This window comes from Aerococcus sp. NPDC058936, assembly GCF_042741995.1.
GTDB lineage: Bacteria > Bacillota > Bacilli > Lactobacillales > Aerococcaceae > Aerococcus.
Window position 1 is genome coordinate 27,634 of the sequence record NZ_JBHYKZ010000002.1, and the last position, 20,128, is coordinate 47,761.

At 38.4% G+C, this 20,128-nt stretch carries 15 protein-coding genes and 2 pseudogenes; all 17 read right to left on the minus strand.

What is annotated here, in order from left to right:
- Positions 1-43: 43 nt before the first annotated feature.
- The 17 genes and pseudogenes from ACFW0C_RS01615 to ACFW0C_RS01695 all read right to left on the minus strand — a co-directional run bounded on the left by ACFW0C_RS01615 (position 44) and on the right by ACFW0C_RS01695 (position 20,127).
- Entirely contained in the window at positions 44-1,480 is a 1,437-nt protein-coding gene (locus tag ACFW0C_RS01615) for a glycoside hydrolase family 32 protein (RefSeq protein ID WP_378104792.1), read from the minus strand.
- 2 nt (positions 1,481-1,482) lie between these two features.
- A complete protein-coding gene (locus ACFW0C_RS01620; RefSeq protein WP_378104794.1) occupies positions 1,483-3,117 on the minus strand; it encodes an ABC transporter substrate-binding protein in 1,635 nt (544 codons plus the stop codon).
- Between the two features lie 40 nt (positions 3,118-3,157).
- A complete protein-coding gene (locus ACFW0C_RS01625) occupies positions 3,158-4,045 on the minus strand; it encodes a carbohydrate ABC transporter permease (RefSeq protein WP_378104795.1) in 888 nt (295 codons plus the stop codon).
- Positions 4,045-4,977 carry an ABC transporter permease gene (locus ACFW0C_RS01630; protein ID WP_378104797.1) on the minus strand — a complete coding sequence of 311 codons (933 nt, stop codon included), beginning with the start codon at positions 4,975-4,977 and terminating at the stop codon, positions 4,045-4,047. Before ACFW0C_RS01630 ends, ACFW0C_RS01625 begins: the two co-directional genes overlap by 1 nt.
- Positions 4,978-5,029: 52 nt before the next feature.
- Positions 5,030-5,995, minus strand: coding sequence for a LacI family DNA-binding transcriptional regulator (locus ACFW0C_RS01635; RefSeq protein WP_378104798.1), 966 nt, complete (start codon positions 5,993-5,995; stop codon positions 5,030-5,032).
- Positions 5,996-6,015: 20 nt separating this feature from the next.
- Positions 6,016-6,885 carry an ROK family protein gene (locus ACFW0C_RS01640; protein WP_378104800.1) on the minus strand — a complete coding sequence of 290 codons (870 nt, stop codon included), beginning with the start codon at positions 6,883-6,885 and terminating at the stop codon, positions 6,016-6,018.
- A gap of 437 nt (positions 6,886-7,322) precedes the next feature.
- Positions 7,323-8,750, minus strand: coding sequence for an Asp-tRNA(Asn)/Glu-tRNA(Gln) amidotransferase subunit GatB (gene gatB, locus ACFW0C_RS01645; RefSeq protein ID WP_003141494.1), 1,428 nt, complete (start codon positions 8,748-8,750; stop codon positions 7,323-7,325).
- Positions 8,751-8,765: 15 nt separating this feature from the next.
- A complete protein-coding gene (gene gatA, locus ACFW0C_RS01650; protein WP_378104803.1) occupies positions 8,766-10,220 on the minus strand; it encodes an Asp-tRNA(Asn)/Glu-tRNA(Gln) amidotransferase subunit GatA in 1,455 nt (484 codons plus the stop codon).
- A complete protein-coding gene (gene gatC / locus ACFW0C_RS01655; RefSeq protein WP_016897919.1) occupies positions 10,220-10,525 on the minus strand; it encodes an Asp-tRNA(Asn)/Glu-tRNA(Gln) amidotransferase subunit GatC in 306 nt (101 codons plus the stop codon). The genes gatA and gatC overlap by 1 nt, the downstream gene beginning before the upstream one ends.
- Before the next feature lie 289 nt (positions 10,526-10,814).
- Positions 10,815-11,993 carry a CamS family sex pheromone protein gene (locus ACFW0C_RS01660; protein ID WP_378104806.1) on the minus strand — a complete coding sequence of 393 codons (1,179 nt, stop codon included), beginning with the start codon at positions 11,991-11,993 and terminating at the stop codon, positions 10,815-10,817.
- 26 nt (positions 11,994-12,019) lie between these two features.
- A complete protein-coding gene (gene ligA / locus ACFW0C_RS01665) occupies positions 12,020-14,032 on the minus strand; it encodes an NAD-dependent DNA ligase LigA (protein ID WP_378104808.1) in 2,013 nt (670 codons plus the stop codon).
- Between the two features lie 33 nt (positions 14,033-14,065).
- Positions 14,066-14,224: pseudogene (locus ACFW0C_RS01670) on the minus strand (hypothetical protein); the annotation flags it as partial.
- A 240-nt stretch (positions 14,225-14,464) separates the two neighbouring features.
- Positions 14,465-16,594, minus strand: a pseudogene (locus ACFW0C_RS01675) (UvrD-helicase domain-containing protein); the annotation flags it as partial.
- A gap of 407 nt (positions 16,595-17,001) precedes the next feature.
- On the minus strand, positions 17,002-17,658 hold the full coding sequence (locus ACFW0C_RS01680; protein WP_378104809.1) for a GntR family transcriptional regulator: 657 nt from the start codon (positions 17,656-17,658) through the stop codon (positions 17,002-17,004).
- A gap of 101 nt (positions 17,659-17,759) precedes the next feature.
- Positions 17,760-18,503 carry a glycoside hydrolase family 73 protein gene (locus ACFW0C_RS01685; RefSeq protein WP_378104811.1) on the minus strand — a complete coding sequence of 248 codons (744 nt, stop codon included), beginning with the start codon at positions 18,501-18,503 and terminating at the stop codon, positions 17,760-17,762.
- 127 nt (positions 18,504-18,630) lie between these two features.
- A complete protein-coding gene (locus tag ACFW0C_RS01690; protein ID WP_290489963.1) occupies positions 18,631-19,350 on the minus strand; it encodes an ABC transporter ATP-binding protein in 720 nt (239 codons plus the stop codon).
- 3 nt (positions 19,351-19,353) lie between these two features.
- Complete coding sequence (locus ACFW0C_RS01695; protein WP_378104814.1) at positions 19,354-20,127, minus strand: ABC transporter ATP-binding protein; 774 nt, start codon at positions 20,125-20,127, stop codon at positions 19,354-19,356.
- Position 20,128: the final 1 nt, after the last annotated feature.

Here is a 20,128-nt window from a genome sequence, read left to right on the forward strand (position 1 = left end):
TTTACTTCATCACACTTTAGTCTGTTAACCGGATGTGTTCATGTTATTTCATACTGCTAAGTATTATCGTTTTAGATTGAATATCTTCACTAGCAAATTTGAACGTATTTACAGGTTTGGTGAAATATACTGTATTACTTAATGAACGGCCATCTATGAGTATCTCGATTGATGACGCATCGATAAACACTTCAATCTCTCGTATAGGTTGAACATCTATGAAGCGTTCGCTTACATTAGTTTCCTTACCTTCAATTTCAGGAGTAACATTTAAACGGGAAAATTTCACTTCATTATTGTGTAATGTTATTTCTACATACTTTTCTAACTCATTTTCAATTTTTATAGAAAATTGTTCCAAATTAGTTGTAGCCTCTACTTTTGCATATTGGAATGAAGTATCTGTAATTTCAAACTCGGTCAAGATCTCAGTTTGTTCTACTACTGGCTTCAAGTATTCGTAAAACTCATTTGGTACACGCTGAACCAAAGCATTATCTTCAATAGACAATATCCTAGGTAAAGTCATCATACCTGACCATCCACTTTGCTTTTCATCTAATACATTGGTTCTTTCCCACATTTGCTGCCAAGCCACAACAATTCTTCTATTTTGATTATCGAGACACGTCTGTGCCGCATAATAATCTAACCCATAATCTAATTCTTCATATCGTTCTAATTTAAAGGATAAATTGGTCCAATCCACTTCGCCGATCATAGCTATTGAAGAATTTAAATTTTGATATTGGTTACCTTGTTGTGGCATATTCATAGGGCTTAAAATCAATACATCTTTTCCGTCTAGTTCAAATAAGTCGGGACACTCCCATATATTACCTAGTTGAGCATTTCCTTCTATTAATATAGAAGCTTGTGACCAATGAATTAAATCAGATGAAAAGAAAATAAAAATCTGACCGCGCGTTGGGTTGTCTTCTGTAGTTTTAGATGCAACAACTGTATAGTAAGTATCATCTCGTTTAAATATTTTAGGATCCCGAAAATCAACGGTTGTCCCTAGATCACCCAGGTTACTTTGATCAATTACTGGATTATGGACGGATTTTTCAAAATGAATACCATCCGATGATCTAGCAATACACTGAACTTGTTGCACAACACCGTTCACTTCTGACACACCTGTATAAATAAGAACCAATTCATCCTCTACCACAATGGCAGAACCTGAGAAACAACCTTTAATGTCATATGGTTGATCAGGTGCCAATGCAATCGGTAGATGTTCCCAATGAATTAAATCTTTTGATTTTGCATGTCCCCAGTGCATCGTATCCCATTTACTATCATAAGGATTGGATTGATAAAACAAATGATACTCGCCACGGTAATATACAAAACCATTGGGATCATTCATCCAACCATATTCTGGTGCCAAATGAAATGTTGGTTTATACTGCTCATCAATATGTGGTTTATTTGCCACCACAAATTCGTTTGCCTGTTTTAATAAATTCATCGCTAATCTCCTATATTACTTAAATAATTTTTATAGTTTCGGTCATAGATTTCCATTAATTCAGGTAAGTTTAATCGTTCAAGCTCAGACAAGTAATTACTCCATTCTTCATCCGTTACACCACCAATAATCCATTCGGCACGTTTTTGATTTAAGTAAGGATTTAAATCTGCTAGAATTTGGTCCATTCTTTCTGAGTCTTCAACATTCATAAATAATTGAGGATAATTATAGTCATTCTTAATGTAATCTAAGTAAGCATCATGCATCAAATCTAGACGCCATTGAGCATCATCCGGTACAGTTGTGTATACATCGTAGTATTCATCTAATACTGCCAGTGGACCACTCGCCTCAGTTTTTTGACGTAATTCACCAGGTGCTGTACCAGCTAAATCGGCATGTTGTAACATAGGTTGACCATCTTTATTTTTACCCATATTGAAAACGTTTTGTTGTGTTTCATCACCATAAGTACCCCAGTTATTTTGAACTGATTGTAAAGGTTCATACATCTTATCTACCCATTTAGCAGTTAATTCTAAGTTCTTGTTTGCACTTGTCACAACGAAACGTCCCCGTTGGAAACCAAAGTTATTTGTTCTAGTAATTTTCTTATCACCGTTAGGTCCTGCTAATACTGGTAATACATCATAGCTATCATTTGCCCCAGTAATGTTTGCTTTATCCCAAGTGAAGTAAACGCCAAATTTTTGGTCATTTCCTTTTGAAACGTATGTATTCCAATCTTGTTCGAAAGCTTCAGAATCGATTAAACCTTTTTTATAAAGTTCGCTAAAATATTCAATTCCTTTACGGTAATTTTCATCGTCAGCAGTAAAATTCAAGGAATGATCGTTGTTTATCACTAAGTGATTATCATTATCTCCATCACCACCAAAGGCTGCCATTAAAATTTTAAAATCTTCATTTCCACCACCGTCAATAAAACTTAATGGAATTTCATCAGCTTCACCATTTCCATTAGGATCATCGTTTTTGAAAGCCTCTAAAACAGTCATTAATTCATCTGTAGTTTGTGGCATTTCTAAGCCAAGTTTATCCAACCATTCTACGTTAATCCAAGCCATACCATTAACAGTATGAATAGATTCCTTGCCTTCACCTAATTCCTCAATCCAAGGGAAAGAGTACATATTACCGTCAGGTGCAGTAGCTAGCTCTTTATATTGTGGATATTTCTCATAAATAGCGCTCAGATTTGGCATATACTGTTCAACTAGATCATTTACGGGTACAATAACACCATCCTCAGCCCATGATAGTAATTCTTTATCACTTGCTTCTGAATTGAACATCGCATCTGGTAAATCACCTGCGGCAATAGCTAAATTTCGTTGTTCCGCATAGTCATCAACGATATTATTCCATTCAACATGGACGCCCGTTTCTTCTTCTAAGCGTTGGAAAATTAATTTATCATTTGGATCAGCTGGAGCCAAAGGTGAGGAATTCGTCATCAAGTTTAACGTTACTTCTTCTTCCAATGGGAACTGAACATTCTCTAAACCATAGTCCTCTGCAGCAGTTTGCCCTGCTTCACCCTTCCCACAGGCAGCTAGAATAAAGGCTGATGTAAGTAAGGTAGATGCAATTTTCAAATATCTTTTCTTCATCTTTCTCAATCTCCTTCTTAATACAATTAATTTAAATTTTTTACCCTTTAATTGATCCTCGAATGACACCCTCTTCAAAGTATTTTTGGAAGAATGGGAACATTATAAGGAGTGGTGCACTAGAAACAACAATTGTAGAATATTTGATTAATTCTGCTATTTTTTTCATTTCTGCCATTGCGGTTTGTGCACCAATCATATTTGCTTGCGGTTGATTTTGAACGAGAATTCTTCTTAACACTAATTGAAGTGGTTCTAATTCTGGGCTACTAATATAGATCATTGCCTCAAAATAGCTATTCCACATACCAACAAATGAGTACAAGAAAATTACAAACATGATTGGTTTACTTAATGGCATAATCATTTTGAAAAAGATTTGAATATCATTTGCACCATCAATTTTTGCTGCTTCTAACATTTCATCAGGAAGACCTCCAACAAATACTGTTGCTAATAACAGATGACCTACCGAAAGACTACCTGGTAAAATCAAAGCTAATGGTGAATCTAGTAATCCAATATTTCTAATTAATAGATATGTAGGCACTAGACCTCCTCCGAAAAACATCGTAATCATGAAGAAAGCAATAAGAGGTTTTCTAAATAATAAATCCTTTCGGCTCATAGGATATGCGGCTGACATCGTTACTAGTACATTCATCACGCCAAATGCAGTTGAATATAAGAATGAATTGATAAACCCTCTTACAATAGCAGGGTCTGCAATTACTTTTAAATAACCTTGCAGGGTCCAATCTTTTGCATTAAAACTAATCCCTTGATTGATTAAAACATTTGGATCCATAAAACTAGCAATTAGGATATATGCAACAGGTAATATGATTGATGCAATCACTAAGGCTAGTAACAACGAATTGATTAACTTAAAAAACCTATCTTTTCCCGTATAGCTGACTGAGTTCATTATGCTACCGCCTTTCTACGATTCATTCGATTCACAATAATTGTCGTAGTTACTAGTAAAATTAAGTTAACTGCTGTATTGAATAGACCTACTGCTGTTGAATATGAATAATCCCCAGCTTGCAAACCTACTTTATATACATAAGTATCTATAATCTCAGAGCTAGGTAAGTTAAGACTCGTTTGCATCAAGTATGCTTTTTCATAACCAATGTTCATGATACCCCCAATTGATAAAATTAAATTAATTGTAATTAGTGGTTTCATTGTTGGTAATTCTATATAAAAAATCTTTTGCAAAATTGAGGCACCGTCAATATCGGCTGCTTCGTATAATTCTGGTGCAATCCCAGATAATACTGCCGTATATAACAAGGATGCCCATCCCATTCCTTGCCAAATACCAGAAATAATATACAGCGGTCTAAATGAGCCTGGATCTGTCAAAAAGTTGGGTACTTCTATTCCCATAGTATGAAGAATAGATACGATTGGTCCAGATGAAGCAAAGAGTAAAAAGATAATCCCAACTATAATTACCGTTGAAATAAAGTTAGGCATATATAAAATAGTCTGCAATGTACTTTTAATTTTCTTAGAGATAATCTGATTAAGCATTAAAGCAATAATGATTGGTGGAAAAAATCCGAAAATCAAACCTGTAATAGATAGTTTTAAAGAGTTTCCTAACAATGTTCCAAAATTAGGAGAACTCACGAAATCTCTAAAATGCTTTAAGCCTGCCCATGGACTGCCGGCTATCCCTTGCATTGGATTGTAATCTTTGAAAGCTAGTAGAATCCCATACATCGGAAAGTATTTGAAAATTAAAGTAATTAAAACAGCTGGTACTAGTAATAAAAACAAATATTTTTGATTGTTTAACTGAGTTACCCAACTACGCTTCTTTATCGTTTGATTCGCTTGTGTCACTTTATTCACTCCTTAACTTGAAACGTTTCATTTTTATTCAAAAACTACTGTATTATCTAGTAGTTCCACCTTCCGCAAATTGAATCGGAAGAATTTGTTGTGCCTTATAGTCGGGATTTTCTATTTGCTTCATTAATATGTTAAAAGCACTATAGGCGATTTCTTTAACAGGTTGCACAATAGTTGAAACCTCATACTCTCTCTCTTTACTCATTTTGATTCCATCAAAACCAATTAATTGATAATCTTTAACTACCTCTTTACCTAGTTCTTTAAGAATATTAATGATGTTTAATCCCACAAAATCATTTATTGAAAAGATGCCATCAATTTCCTTATGGGCATCCATCATTTCTAATAGCTCACTTGTAAAATCTGTATGAGGTTCTAATAAGTCAATAACATGATAATCTATTTTATGTTCAACACAGTAATCTTCAAACCCCTGTCTTCTCTTCATCGTTTCATTTGAAAATGCATTATGAGTACCCACGAATAATAATTTCTTGGCTTGCTTTTCACTTAAAGTTTGAGCTGCTAATCGGCCTCCGTTGTAGTTGTCACTAGAAACTATGCTGACGCCTTTATTAAAATGTCTGTCAATACTGACAAATGGTAGAGAGCTTTCCATATACGCATCAATATCTTTATACGTGATTGCGATGATACCATCCACTTTGTTTTTTCTCAACATTTTAATATATTTTAGCTCAGTAGTTTCATTGTCATTAGAGTTACATAGAAAAACATGGTAACCTTTTTTTTCTGCTATTTCTTCTAAATAAAACGCAATCGATGAAAAGAATGGATGCCATATAGTAGGTACTATCAAAGCAATTGTATTTGTATGGTTTAGTTTAAAACTTCTTGCTAAATTATTTGTTTCAAAATTTAACTCTTTTGCTGCAGCAGTAACCTTATCATAAGTATCTTGTTTTACTTTGATACCATTAAATACGTTACTTACGCTCCCCACACTCACGCCTGCTAATTTTGCTACATCCTTCATCGTCGCCATCTGTTATCCCTCTTTCATATCTAGTTACTCAAAGCTTTTTCAGCTAATTTATAACATCCTTTAATGGCTGCTTCGCTTCCTAGTTTAGGTAATACAATATATTGCGCAATATCATTAATTTCTAAGTAATTACCTGCTACTTTCAGATAATTTTCATGTACTTTTTGAATCAAATTATCTTTATTCATCACGCCACCACCTAGAATAATAAGTTCTGGTCTAATCGTATATGTAATATTCAATACCGCTTGTGCAATATAATAAGCTTCTATATCCCATTCAATGCTATTTTCATCTAATAACTCTGCTCTTACCCCCGTCCTATGTTGAATGGACGGTCCACTTGCAAAACCTTCTAAACAGTAATCATGAAATGGGCAGTTTCCTTTTTTTAAAGAATCACCATATGGTTTTACAATCATATGACCCATCTCCGGGTGGGATATACCACCAATAAATTCACCATTTTGAATAGCGCCACCACCAATACCTGTGCCGATAGTTACATATACTAAGTTAGATGCGTGTTCACCATTACCAAAATGATACTCGCCATACGCGGAAGCATTCACATCCGTGGTCCAATACATTGGTATATCGAATTCATTCTTTAATGTACCTATAAAATCAAAGTTTTTCCACAAATTTTTGGGTGTATTTGTGATAAAACCATATTTATCAGAATTGATATCGACTTCAATTGGTCCAAATGATCCAATACCAAAGCTTATCAACTTGTCTTTGTATTGATCAAAAAACTGAAGTAATTCTTTAAAAGTTTCTTCAGGGCTAGTGGTCTTGATACTAATTTTATCTAATGTATTATATTCTGTATCTCCCACAGAACAGACAAATTTAGTTCCACCTGCCTCGATTGCACCATATAACATCTTTCAACCTCCTATACTTGAAACGTTTCATATTTTTATTATATATTTCAAAAACACAAAGTCAAGCTTTTTTGAAAGGGGTTTCTTTATTATTTTATCAATCTTTCTTGAAATATAGTATTAGTAAGCATTCATCGATATTTTCATAACAAAAATATTTTGAGTGATTCATGTTAGTGTATAGGAGGTGTTATCTATACATTCATTCTCAAGAATGAATGCTCATACTTGAATTTTTACGATTTTATTTCAAATATAGGGTTTCATATTTGATTTCTCATCCATTTTTATCAAATATGAGTGCCCACCAAATTCCGCATGAAACACCCATGCCAAAGAAAAAAGCTCCCCTACAGTATTACCATTCAGTAACACCTAGGAGAGCCTTCATATTGTCTGAATATTCAAATGTAGCAAGAAATCAATTATTCATGATATCAACGTTTATCCAATTCTTCGGTTAATAATTGATTAACAACTTGTGGGTTCGCTTGACCCTTAGTAGCTTTCATAATTTGGCCAACTAAGAAACCAGTCGCTTTCTTCTTACCAGCTTTATAGTCGTCAATTGATTGTTGGTTATTATCAAGAATTTCAGTAATTAATGGTAACAATTGTGCTGGATCAGATAATTGTACTAATCCCTCAGCTTCAACAACCTCTTTAGCTGAACCACCTTTATCTGCTAAGACTTTGAATACTTTCTTCGCTTGCTTGCTTGAGATAGTACCATCTTCAATCAAGGCAATCATTTCTGCTAATGATTCTGGCGTTAAACCAATTTGGTCTAAGTCTTTCTCATTATCGTTCATGTAAGCATTCACTTCACCCATTAACCAGTTAGAAGCTTGTTTCGGATCAGCGCCAGCTTTCACTGTAGCATCAAAGAAGTCAGACATTTCTAAGGTTTGCGTCAAAATTTGAGCGTCATATTCTGGTAATTCGAAAGTCTCTACATAACGTTTACGACGATCAGCCGGCATTTCTGGTAAGCTGGCTTGAATTTCCTCTAACCAAGCATCAGATACTGTAAATGGCGGTAGGTCTGGTTCTGGGAAGTAACGGTAGTCGGCAGCCCCTTCTTTTACACGCATTAATTGTGTTTTACCAGTGTTTTCATCGTAACGACGAGTTGCTTGTTCAATCACACCACCTGCGTTTAAGACTTGTGCTTGACGTTTTTCTTCGTAAGCTAAACCTTTACGAACATAGTTGAATGAGTTCAAGTTTTTCAATTCGTTTTTAGTACCAAATTCTTTTTGGCCATAAGGACGTAAAGAAATGTTGGCGTCACAACGCATTGACCCTTCTTCCATTTTCACATCAGAAACGCCTGTGAAACGGATGATTTCACGGATTTTTTCCAAGTAAGCATAAGCTTCTTCTGGTGAACGCATATCTGCTTCAGATACGATTTCTAATAGTGGCGTACCTTGACGGTTCAAATCAACTAATGAGTCACCAGCACCGTGAATATTTTTACCAGCATCCTCTTCTAAGTGAAGACGTTCGATACGGATTTTTTTCGTTTCACCGTTAACTTCAATTTCAATCCAACCATTTTCGCCAATTGGTCGCCATAATTGAGTTGTTTGGTAAGCTTTTGGATTATCTGGGTAGAAGTAGTTTTTACGGTCGAAGTGTTGTACTGGGTTGATTTCACAGTTTAAAGCTAAAGCGGCTTTAATGGCGAATTCAATACCGCGACGGTTCATTTTTGGTAAGACACCAGGGTAACCGAAGTCAATAACGTTTGTGTTTGTGTTAGGTTCTGCTCCAAAGTGAGCGGCAGATGGAGAGAACATTTTTGATTCTGTCTTTAATTCGACATGGACTTCAAGTCCAATGACTGTTTCGTAATTCATGCGATTTCCTCCCTCTTACTCTGCTGGATGTTTTGTATAAGCGTCGTTTACTTGTTCAACAGCGTATGCTGCACGGTAAATTTTCTCTTCCTCGAAACGGTTACCGATGATTTGTAAACCGATTGGTAGACCTTTATCGTCAAACCCAACAGGCATTGATAACCCTGGTAATCCAGCTAAGTTTACAGGAACTGTTAATAAGTCAGCCATGTACATTTCGATTGGATCATCATTCTTCTCACCTAATTTAAAGGCTGTACCAGTAGTTACTGGCGAGACGATTAAATCAACTTCAGAGAAGATGTTGTCGAAGGCTTCTTTAATTAACATACGTACTTTAGCAGCTTTCATGAAGTATTCGTCGAAGTTTTCAGAGGCAATTGAGAATGTACCTGTCATTAAACGACGTTTAACCTCGTCACCGAAACCTTCAGTTCTTGTATTGACATACAATTCTTCTAGGTCGTTGAAGTTTTCTGCACGGTAACCGTAACGGATACCATCGTAGCGTTGTAAGTTTGAAGATGCTTCTGCAGAGGCGATGATATAGTAAACAGGAATACCGTATTTTAAGTTTTCGAAGCTGATTTCTTTAACAGTTGCACCAGCATTTTCTAATTGCTTGATTGATGCGCGTACTTGTTCTTTCACTTGATCATCAACTGAATCACCAAAGAACTCTACCGGTACACCAACAGTTAAACCTTGAACCCCATCTTTCATAGAAGCTACATAGTTAGGCACTTCAACATTTGCTGAAGTTGAATCATGGTCATCATAACCAGCAATTGCTTCTAACATAATCGCGTTATCTTCAACTGTACGGGTCATTGGCCCAACTTGGTCTAATGAAGAAGCAAAAGAAATAACGCCCCAACGTGATACACGACCATAAGTAGGTTTCATCCCCACAATACCGTTGTAAGCCGCCGGTTGACGGATTGAACCACCTGTATCGGTACCTAATGTTGCCATCACTTGACCAGCTGAAACTGCGGCGGCTGAACCACCTGAAGAACCACCTGGTACACGGTCTGTATCAAATGGATTGCGGACTGGACCAAAATGAGAAGTTTCATTAGAACCACCCATAGCAAACTCGTCCATGTTTAATTTGGCAATATTAATCGCGCCTGCTTCAGCTAATTTTTCAGTAACTGTTGCGTCATAAATCGGTACAAAGTCAGCTAGCATTTTAGATGCTGCTGTAGTTGTGACACCGTTTGTTAAAATATTGTCTTTTAATCCAATCGGAATCCCTTGTAATGGTCGGTCAGAGGAGTAACCTTTTTCGTCAGATGCTTTGGCTTTTGCTAAAGCATTCTCTTCGTCTAAAGTGATGACCGCGTTGATTGTGTCATTTTCTGCTTTAATACGGCGGATAGCTTCTTCCACTAATTCAACAGATGTCACTTGGCCTGCTACTAATTTCTCATTTAATGAGCGAATTGTATCTGTAAATTTTTCCATTAAGCGTCGCCTCCATCTGTATCAATAATTGATGGCACTTCGATAAAACCATCGACTGTTGTTTTGGCGTTGATAAATAATTCATCACGCGTTTGCATTTTCACAACTTTATCTTCGCGCATCACGTTTTCAAAATCGACTGCCCAAAACATAGGTGCTACATCGGTAGTATCGATTTCTTGTAATTCTTCAATCATATTTAAAATATTCCCAAATTCTTCAGTAAAGTGAACGACATCTTCATCTTCAACCTTGAATTTAGCTAATTTAGCAATCCGTTTAACTTCTTCTTCAGAAATTGACATAACGGGTTCCTCCTTCATTCTTCAGCTTAGTTTTCGCCTTATTTTACCTGTTTTATTTTAGCACAAACGGCTCAAGTCAACAATGTTAATTAAGGTTACATGAGTATTTTTTTACAATTTTAATCTTCACCATTGGAAAATAACTTATAAATGCGAATAGACAAGCTTTTTTACTAAAACTTGCCTATCAAGATGACTATTCGTTTTATGGCTGTGAGCCAGAAATAAGCCGCCTACCCCTTTTTCAGTTCAGAAAAAGAGGAAAGTATGTTATAAAATATTACATCCTTTAATCTACGAGTACATAGTTGAAGGTGTCTGCGTCTTTACTTCTAGTCAATAGGGCCCGAACGCCGTCAGCGGTTACCACTTGAATTTGAATCTCAATATTGCTGTTGAATACTGAGCTTGCGGTTGAAATGGCTTGCTGTGATAAAGCGATGATTTCGCTATAGCCATCGAATTGACTGTTGATGACGATGTTGATGTTTTGTTGCTCGTTATCCTGGTAGTAACCTACCCCTGATAGACCGGATAGTTGCGGATAGAAGCTTTGAATTTGGTCACGGAAGCGGGTGAAGGCTACTGTGTCCTCTTCGTTTGGTGCGTCATCGACGCCGTAAACGACGAAGTCTTGGTTGTAGGTTGACCAGTCACCAAATGAGTTCCCACTTGATGAAACGGCATCTGTTGAGAAGGTTCCGCCACCTAAATCACCAGATGCTTCGTTTTCAAAGATGGCTACATGGATCGGTGTGTCCGCGTAAGCTCCGTTTTCACGAATGTCAGCGACGATGGTTTCAGCCATCTGCTTCCCATGTTCGATACGCTCTTCAGAGGTAATTTCCACTTCTTCACTGTCTGAATCAGACTTGAAAATATCTGAATAGTTCATTCCTAAACCGATTGAAATCCCTGCGATATTCCCGTCCCGATCAACGAAATCGTATTCCATAATGGTGTTTAAATAGCGGGGCTCAAACCCGTCTATAGTGGTCGATTCATAACCGGACGGATTTAGGCCATCTGGATTTTCGTCCGATTGGGCTGTTAAATAAGTCAAGGTCTGGTCCTCGCCGATGACTTGTCCTTCTTGGAGCGAGTAGTCTTCAGTGGCGAAAATATTCTTGGCTAAATCATACAAGCCGCGCTCTAAATTCTCCGCATTGGCTTGTGAAGATACCCCCGCTGTAATTCCTGAAGCAGAATTGGTTTGGTAAGTGCCGTCACTAATGTATGACGAGTAGTATTCTGTCGACAGTTGGCTTGTTTGTGTTTGTTGTTCCTCATTACTAGATGAAGTTTGGCTGGCTGAACCTGCTGATTCGGTTGAATCTGCTTGGTCATTTTGACAGGCTGTTAGGGCCAAGGTCGCCACCAATAATATGGATAATGTTTTGAATTTTTTGATTTTCAACACGACATTCCCTTTCTTAACTTGGTATTCTCCCCAATCACAAGTCCGCATTTTCTTCTTTCTATTGGTCTATTATATTATAACTTGTCGACCATGTCTTGTTCAGAAAATACAGTAACACCTAAGTTTTCTGCTTTGGTTAATTTTGACCCTGCATCTTCCCCGGCAACTAGGATATCCGTCTTCTTAGAAACAGACCCTGTAACGTTACCACCTAAGGCTTCGATAGCTTTCTTAGCTTCCGGTCTTGTGTACTGAGATAATTTACCAGTTAGGACAACTGTTTTGCCGGCCCAGAAGGAATCAATGGCTTCAACTTCTGCTTTAACCGGTCCCTTATACTGCATGTTGACGCCATTTTCTACTAGGGCGTCAATGGTTTCGCGCGCGCCGTCTGTGGCAAAAAAGGCAACTATGGAATCCGCGATAGTTTCACCAATCCCTTCAATACTGGTTAAATCGGCGATTTCCTTGGTCATAATTTCTTGCATGCTTGGGTACACTTCAGCGATCTGACGAGCTGCTTTAGCACCAACATGACGAATGCCTAAACCAAATAATAAGCGCTCTAGGGAATTTTCTTTAGAATCTTCTATTGCTTGGATAATCTTATCCGACGCCTTGTCTCCAACCTTGTCTAAGGCCATCAATTGGTCTTTCTTGACTTGGTATAAATCAGCAGGACTATGGACATTGGCCTTGTCATACATTTGTTCTAGGACAGATGGGCCAACACCGGTAATATTCATAGCGTTTCGAGATACGAAATGATACAACTTCTCTTTTGCTTGAGCTGGACAAGCTGGGTTCACACATCTCAAGGCCACTTCATCCTCTAAATGGACTAGCTCGCTATGGCAAACCGGACAAGTCGTTGGTTTTGGATACGGCGTTGAATCTTCCGGTCGCTTGTCTAATACAACCGTCACCACTTCTGGAATGATATCCCCCGCCTTATGGATGACCACTGTATCATTTAGGCGGATATCTTTGGCTTCAATCAAGTCCATATTGTGGAGACTAGCCCGTTGAACAGTTGACCCGTCTAATAAAACTGGTTCCATAATGGCAGTTGGGGTCACTACACCAGTACGCCCAACCGTCCATTCGATATCATGGATAGTTGTTTCCACTTCTTCGGCTTGAAATTTGTAGGCGATGGCCCATTTCGGCGCCTTAACCGTGTAGCCTAAGCTTTCTTGGTCGCTGAAATCATCTACTTTGATGACAATCCCATCAATCCCATAAGACAATTCGTGACGTTTAGCAGTCATTTCTTCAATGTAGGCTTGTATTTCTTCAAACGTTTCACACACTCTGGTTAGCGGGTTTACGCGCAAGCCATATTCTGGGAAATGTTGGAACAAGTCTTGTTGGCTCTTGATGGGTAATTGGTCAGAAAAGACCCCTGAGTATAAGAAAATATTCAAATTACGACTGGCTGTGACTTTTGAATCCAATTGACGGATGGATCCAGCCGCTGAATTCCTTGGGTTAGCGAAAGTTGGCAAGCCCGCTTCTTCACGTTTTTCATTTAAAGCCAAAAAGGCATCCTTAGGCATATAGATTTCGCCGCGCACCTCGATATCAATGTCTTGGCGGAGTTTCATTGGGACGGATTTAATGGTACGAACATTGTTGGTAATATCTTCACCAACGACCCCGTCACCCCGAGTGGCTGCCCGGACGTAACGACCGTTCTCATATTGAATGGCTACGGACAAACCGTCGATTTTTAATTCACAGACAAAGCGCACTTGACCATTGACATTCTTTTTGACATCTTCAACGAACTTGGCCACTTCGTCAAAATTGAAGGCATTACTTAGAGACATCATAGGTTGTGAATGGGTTACCTTGGTAAAGGCTTCACTTACAACGTCCCCCACCCGTTGCGTTGGTGATTCAGCTTGAATAAAGGTCGGGTACTTGGCTTCTAAATCCTGCAACTCACGGTAAAGTTTGTCATATTCGGTATCTGAAATCGTTGGATTATCTAAGGCGTAGTATTGGTAGGCATAGTCATTCAAAAGATGGGTTAAGGCTTCAATACGGGCAACATCAGTACTTTGTTGGTCATCCTTTGTCATCGTTCAATCTCCTTTTATTCCGTGATGGATAATTTAAGCTTGTTTCTCAATTGGGGCGAAGGCAGATAATAGACGCTTAATTCCTTGATTAGGGAAAGCGATATCTAACTCTTGGTCGTTGCCAGTTCCTGAAACCTTGACAACTGTCCCAACACCCCATTTTTTGTGGACGGCTTTATCACCGATAGACCAAGTTACTGGACCGTCCACTGTTTTAATATCTTTATTAGCGGTAACTGGGTCAAATACTGACCGTTTCGCTTCTTTCTTCCGTTCATAGTAGGACTGGGCATTGGCTCTTTCATAGGTGTTGGACGCCCGTTTACGTTTGCTAGCATAATCCGCCGCAAACGTTGAGCCTGAGCCAAATGGCAAGTCTGATTGACTACCACCAGATGGTTGGAAAACAGACCGCTCATTTTCGCTGTCATCTAATAATTCGTCATCAATTTCTGCGATGAATCGCGACACTGGGTTGGATTGGTATTTCCCGTAAAGCAACCGTGACAATGAATTGGTTAAGTATAATTTCTCTTCCGCTCGGGTAATGCCTACATAAGCAAGTCGGCGTTCCTCTTCAAGTTCAGACTCTTCTTTAGCAGCACGGGCTAGTGGGAACATGCCCTCCTCCATCCCAATAATAAAAACAATTGGGAACTCAAGTCCCTTAGCTGCATGCAAGGTCATCAAGGTCAATTCCCCTTGTTGGTCAATTTCTTGGTTGTCTAAATCTGATACCAATGACAAGTCCGTGATAAAGCCCATCAAGGCATCATCTTCAGCCGGATTGTTGTCAATCACACCATCAAGTTCTGCTTGAATCCCTTCAAGGTCGAATAAATTGAAGCTACCATCTGGATTGAGTGGGTTATTTTCCGGATTGTTGTCGCTTTGGTTGAGGTTGGCTGCTTGTAATTCTGTCGGCCGGTCCGCTTCTTCTTGGGCCGCAATTTGCGCTGCTTGTTCCCGGTCTTCTCGCTCAGCTTCCCAACGTTTGTCAAACTCTTGAGTTACCGAAATAAACTCGTGAATGTTGTCGATGCGGGCATCAGCTTCAAGTGTTTTTTGATTTTCCAAGTCTTTTAAGTAGCCGGTTTGCGCTAAAATTTCCTCGACTAAGTCTTGGATGGCTAAGAATTCGCGTTGTGCTTGGAGATTGGCCATCATCTTGCCGAAAGCCTTTAAATTCGTAGCACCTTTACCAGTGATTGGTGAATGGTCGACTAGGGTTGCCGCCTGTAAAAGGGAAATCCCTTGCTGGCTGGCGAATGTGTTTAATTTATCTAGGGTTCCTGGTCCAATACCACGTTTAGGCACGTTGATAATCCGCGTAAATGATAGGTTATCAGACGGATTGGCCAGTAGACGCAGGTAAGCTAGAATGTCTTTAATTTCCTTACGATCGTAGAATTTTAGTCCGCCTACGATCCGGTAAGGCATGTTGGCCTTGACCAAATTCTCCTCCATTACACGGGACTGGGCATTGGTTCTATACAGGATGGCAATGTCTCCGTAACGCTTGCTTTGTCCTTTGATAGCATCTTTAATTTTACCGATGACATAGTTGGACTCGTCACGCTCATTTTGCGCCCGATAATAAGAAATCAATTCACCTTGGTCATTATCTGTCCAAAGGGTCTTATCCTTACGATAGGTGTTTTTATTGATGACATTATTGGCCGCCTGCAAGATATTTTTAGTAGACCGGTAATTTTGTTCCAATAGGATAGTGGTTGATTTTGGATAATCCTTTTCGAAGTTCAAGATATTTTCCATATTGGCACCTCGCCAACCATAAATAGACTGGTCCGCGTCCCCTACCACACAAACGTTGTGGAAGTAGTCACCTAATTGTTTTACCAATTTATATTGGGCTTCATTGGTATCTTGGTACTCGTCCACGTGGATATAGTGGAACTTTTGTTGGTAGTACTTCAAGATATCTGGTTGTTGGTCGAATAATTTAACGGTATACATGATTAAATCATCGAAATCGAAAGATTGCGCTGCTTGTAGCCCTCTTTGGTAGCGTTCATATACATCTGCCACCACGTCTTCGATGTAGCCAGAATAATTTTGACGGTAGTCGTCAGGCAGCATTAAGTTATTTTTCGCATCAGAAATACGCCCTAACAACATTTTATAAGAAAACTTGTCCTTGTCTAAGTTCAATTCCTTAATAATACGTTTGATTAGGGTTTGTTGTTCAGATGGATCCGCAATGGTAAATGACCGCGTAAAGCCAATCGCTTCCGCTTCTCGTCTTAAAATTCGTACACACATAGCGTGGAATGTAGATACCCACATATCGTTTGCGTCAGGTCCTACAAGGGCAGACACCCGTTCTTTCATCTCTTTAGCGGCCTTGTTGGTAAAGGTAATTGCTAAAATATTCCAAGGATTTACATCTTTCTCACTTAAAATATATGCCATGCGGTGGGTCAAAACACGCGTCTTCCCACTACCCGCACCAGCCATAATTAATAGCGGCCCTTCGGTATGCTCAACAGCTTCCTTTTGTCGATCATTAAGCCCCTTAGTAAATTGATTCAATGCCATCATTAGGCCACCTTCCCCGTATAGTTTCACTGTTAAGGATACCATTAATAGAACACCTGTTCAACGAAAACAAGGTCTGAGCGAGACCGCTCAGCCCAAAAACACTGGAAGGTTAGTCTAGTGACTGACGTAGTCGATTGCAGTCTAATCTCAAGTGGACTAAAGCTGGTCAAGAGAGTCTGATTATAGTGCAAAGTCGGCCATTCTTCGCCTGCCACTTTGTTTAATTAGTTACGATTGACACTCAATATTCAGCATGGAATGTTTCAATTTTATTATGGTTACATCGATCACTTACAATGGCTGTATGATCATTAATCCTAATCTGTGAATGTTTAGTAAAGCGCCTTTTTTCCAGCCGAAGGTTAAAGGCATAAAAAGACGAACCTTTTAAGATTCGTCTCTGTCACTTATTTGTTGATTTGATAAAGAATTAATTGGTTTATCCAGATGCGGGCTTGTTTACGCGCCATCGCATAATCTTTATGTACTAAAGCTTTCAGCATCGTTGGATAGATTTCTTTTAAATCGTTCGCTTCACGTTTGAAGGCTGAGTGGTCTTCCTTGGCTTCTTTTATGTACAATTCATGTAGGGGTTGAATTGTATTCAAGGTAACCTGTCTAAAGTACGAATTCGGATAGAAGGATACCAAATAGGTAAACATTTTGAACTCAGTATCGAAGTAAGTTTCCAAGTCATATGCTGCAAGTGATTCAGAAATATTTTGTTTCAATTCTTCAACGCGTTCGGTGTCTACTTGGACATCTTTATTTTGCATTTGCTGGAAGAGATTCATCGTTAATAATTCAATAAATTGTAGACGTTCCACAATTGCTCGTGCGTTTAGTGCATTTTTCGCTACTACTGCACCCTTGTATTGTTCAATACGAATATAATCTTCTTCAGCAAGTTGTGCCATGGCTTTTCGAACCGGCGTACGACTCATGCCTAGCGTTTCTGCAATTTCCACTTCTTTTAAGTGTGTATCTGGTAATAGCAAATTACTATCGATTTGTTCCTTTAGGTATTGATATGCAATGTCCTTATAGCTCTTAGTCTTTGCCACGGTTTTACCCCCTATAAAAAGTACAATATACCGAAATATTGTTCATCTTTTATAATACACTTGAATAGCAACCATTGCAAATGAATTTTCTTTCACTAATCCTATTGAACCTGGTTATCAAACCGAGTTAATTCGTATCTTTCTATCACATCTATCAAAGATTCTGCATAATTAGGATCTGTAGCATACCCAGCTTCTTGCAAGGCATAGGCCGCTTCTTTATACGAGCTTGCATTCAAAACACCACTATAATGTGTTTCATTCCATGAAGTGCCGTTTGCAAGCAATCTTCCGTGATCAGCTACTGATTCTTCCCAAGATGTATAGATCCGGAAAGGCTCATCCACCGTAATATATCGGCCATTCACAAATTCTTGTGTGGGTAAATCTACACTTGGATCGTTTGGGCTATATGATTTACGGCCAAATAAATTAAAATACTCACTAGATAATTGACTTCTACCAAAATTAGATTCCAGTACTGCTTGGGCAGTGACAATACTTGGCAATACTTGAGATTCAGGGTATTCCGTTACTGCATATTGGCCGATTAAATCCACAAATTCTTGGTCTGTATACACCATTTCAACTTCTTCACTGGAGGTCTCACTTGACGTGGGTACGCCTTGATAGTCTTGGGAAAGGAAAAATAGGATTAATCCAAGAATTGCAAGTGTTCCTAACCATATCTGTTTACGACGTTGCCCACGTTTCTTCTTTGAAGGATATCGTATTTTTTTATATTTTCTTTTTTTGAAAATTAGCCTAAATACCTGTTGATACCCTTTCAACCAACCTTGCCAACCGTTTATTTTGCGTTTCTTTTGCTTCTTTTTATTTACCAAAATATTGTCACCTCCTTGCATACAGCTCGTTTTGGTCATAATTGGTCCATTTTCCCTTGCATTATACATAAAAAGCGTTGAGTAAACCATTACGATTACTCAACGCTTATATTAAGATTCTTTAAATCTATAACATTGCCCCACCAAGATAAGCTTCTTGTACTTTCTCAGAGGTTAACAATTCTTGACCAGATCCTGATAATAAAATCTTACCCGTTTCCATTACGTAAGCACGGTCAGAGATGCTTAATGCTTGCTTGGCATTTTGTTCAATCAATAGAACAGTTGTACCAGCCGCATTGATTTCTTCAATGATGTTGAAGATTTGTTGGATGAACAATGGCGCTAACCCCATTGAAGGCTCATCTAACAATAATAATTTTGGCTTAGCCATCAAGGCTCTTGCCATAGCCACCATTTGTTGTTCCCCACCAGATAAAGTGGCCGCGTCTTGGTTTAAACGCTCTTTGATGATGGGGAAGTATTCAAATGATTTTTCCATGTCTTCTTTTAAGCCATCGCGGTCTTTACGGGTGTAAGCACCCATTAAAAGGTTCTCTTTAACAGACATCCCTTTAAATACATGACGACCTTCAGGTACTTGAGAAATCCCAGCTTTTACAATTTTCATTGCGTTTGATTTCAAGATATCTTGTCCTTCATAAAGGATTTGTCCGCTTTTGGCTGGTTTGATACCTGAAATCGTACGTAATGTTGTTGATTTACCCGCACCATTGGAACCGATTAGGGAAACAATCTCACCTTGATTCACCTCAAAGCTGATGCCTTTAATCGCTTCAATCATACCGTATGAGACTTTCAAATCTTTTACTTCTAACATTGTCATATTTTACTCGCCTCCTAAGTACGCTTTGATAACAGCTGGATTACTTTGGATTTCGCTTGGTGTACCGTGGGCGATCAATTTACCGTATTCCAATACGTAGATACGTTCACATACATTCATTACAAGAGACATATCATGTTCGATAAGGACAACTGTAATGTCGAAATCTTTTTGAATTTGACGGATCAATTCAGTTAAGTTAGCTGTTTCATTTGGGTTCATCCCTGCAGCTGGTTCATCCAAGAATAAAATCTTTGGTTCGGTCGCTAAGGCACGAACAATTTCTAGACGACGTTGTTGACCATACGGCAAGTTTTTCGCTTTTTCATATATTAAATCTTGAAGGTTAAAAATACTTAACAATTCGATTGCGCGTTCTTTTAATTCTTCACGGTTTTTGTAGAAAGCTGGTGTACGTAAAACACTAGACAAGAAGCTAGCGCCGTGTTTAGTATGTAAAGCTACTAGCACGTTGTCTAAAACAGTCAACTGACCAAATAAACGGATATTTTGAAAGGTTCTTGCTAAACCATAGCGGTTGATTTCACTTGGCTCTTTACCATTTAAAACCACGTCACCTTCGTCAGTTGATAATTTTACTTCACCTGAACTTGGCTCATAAACACCAGTCAGCAAGTTGAATAAGGTTGTTTTACCTGCACCATTAGGGCCAATAAGTCCAACTAATTCATTCTTTTCTAAATCAATATTTACATTCGATACAGCGGCTAACCCGCCAAAATTTTTATTTAAATCTTTAATCGTCAATAATGACATG

Excerpts from the sequence above, each read along its gene's own strand:
- ACFW0C_RS01615 (WP_378104792.1), bottom strand. The coding sequence starts at position 1,480 with ATGAATTTATTAAAACAGGCAAACGAATTTGTGGTGGCAAATAAACCA.
- ACFW0C_RS01620 (WP_378104794.1), bottom strand. The coding sequence starts at position 3,117 with ATGAAGAAAAGATATTTGAAAATTGCATCTACCTTACTTACATCAGCC.
- ACFW0C_RS01625 (WP_378104795.1), bottom strand. The coding sequence starts at position 4,045 with ATGAACTCAGTCAGCTATACGGGAAAAGATAGGTTTTTTAAGTTAATC.
- ACFW0C_RS01635 (WP_378104798.1), bottom strand. The coding sequence starts at position 5,995 with ATGGCGACGATGAAGGATGTAGCAAAATTAGCAGGCGTGAGTGTGGGG.
- ACFW0C_RS01640 (WP_378104800.1), bottom strand. The coding sequence starts at position 6,885 with ATGTTATATGGTGCAATCGAGGCAGGTGGAACTAAATTTGTCTGTTCT.
- gatB (WP_003141494.1), bottom strand. The coding sequence starts at position 8,750 with ATGAATTACGAAACAGTCATTGGACTTGAAGTCCATGTCGAATTAAAG.
- gatA (WP_378104803.1), bottom strand. The coding sequence starts at position 10,220 with ATGGAAAAATTTACAGATACAATTCGCTCATTAAATGAGAAATTAGTA.
- gatC (WP_016897919.1), bottom strand. The coding sequence starts at position 10,525 with ATGTCAATTTCTGAAGAAGAAGTTAAACGGATTGCTAAATTAGCTAAA.
- ACFW0C_RS01660 (WP_378104806.1), bottom strand. The coding sequence starts at position 11,993 with ATGCGGACTTGTGATTGGGGAGAATACCAAGTTAAGAAAGGGAATGTC.
- ligA (WP_378104808.1), bottom strand. The coding sequence starts at position 14,032 with ATGACAAAGGATGACCAACAAAGTACTGATGTTGCCCGTATTGAAGCC.
- ACFW0C_RS01690 (WP_290489963.1), bottom strand. The coding sequence starts at position 19,350 with ATGACAATGTTAGAAGTAAAAGATTTGAAAGTCTCATACGGTATGATT.
- ACFW0C_RS01695 (WP_378104814.1), bottom strand. The coding sequence starts at position 20,127 with ATGTCATTATTGACGATTAAAGATTTAAATAAAAATTTTGGCGGGTTA.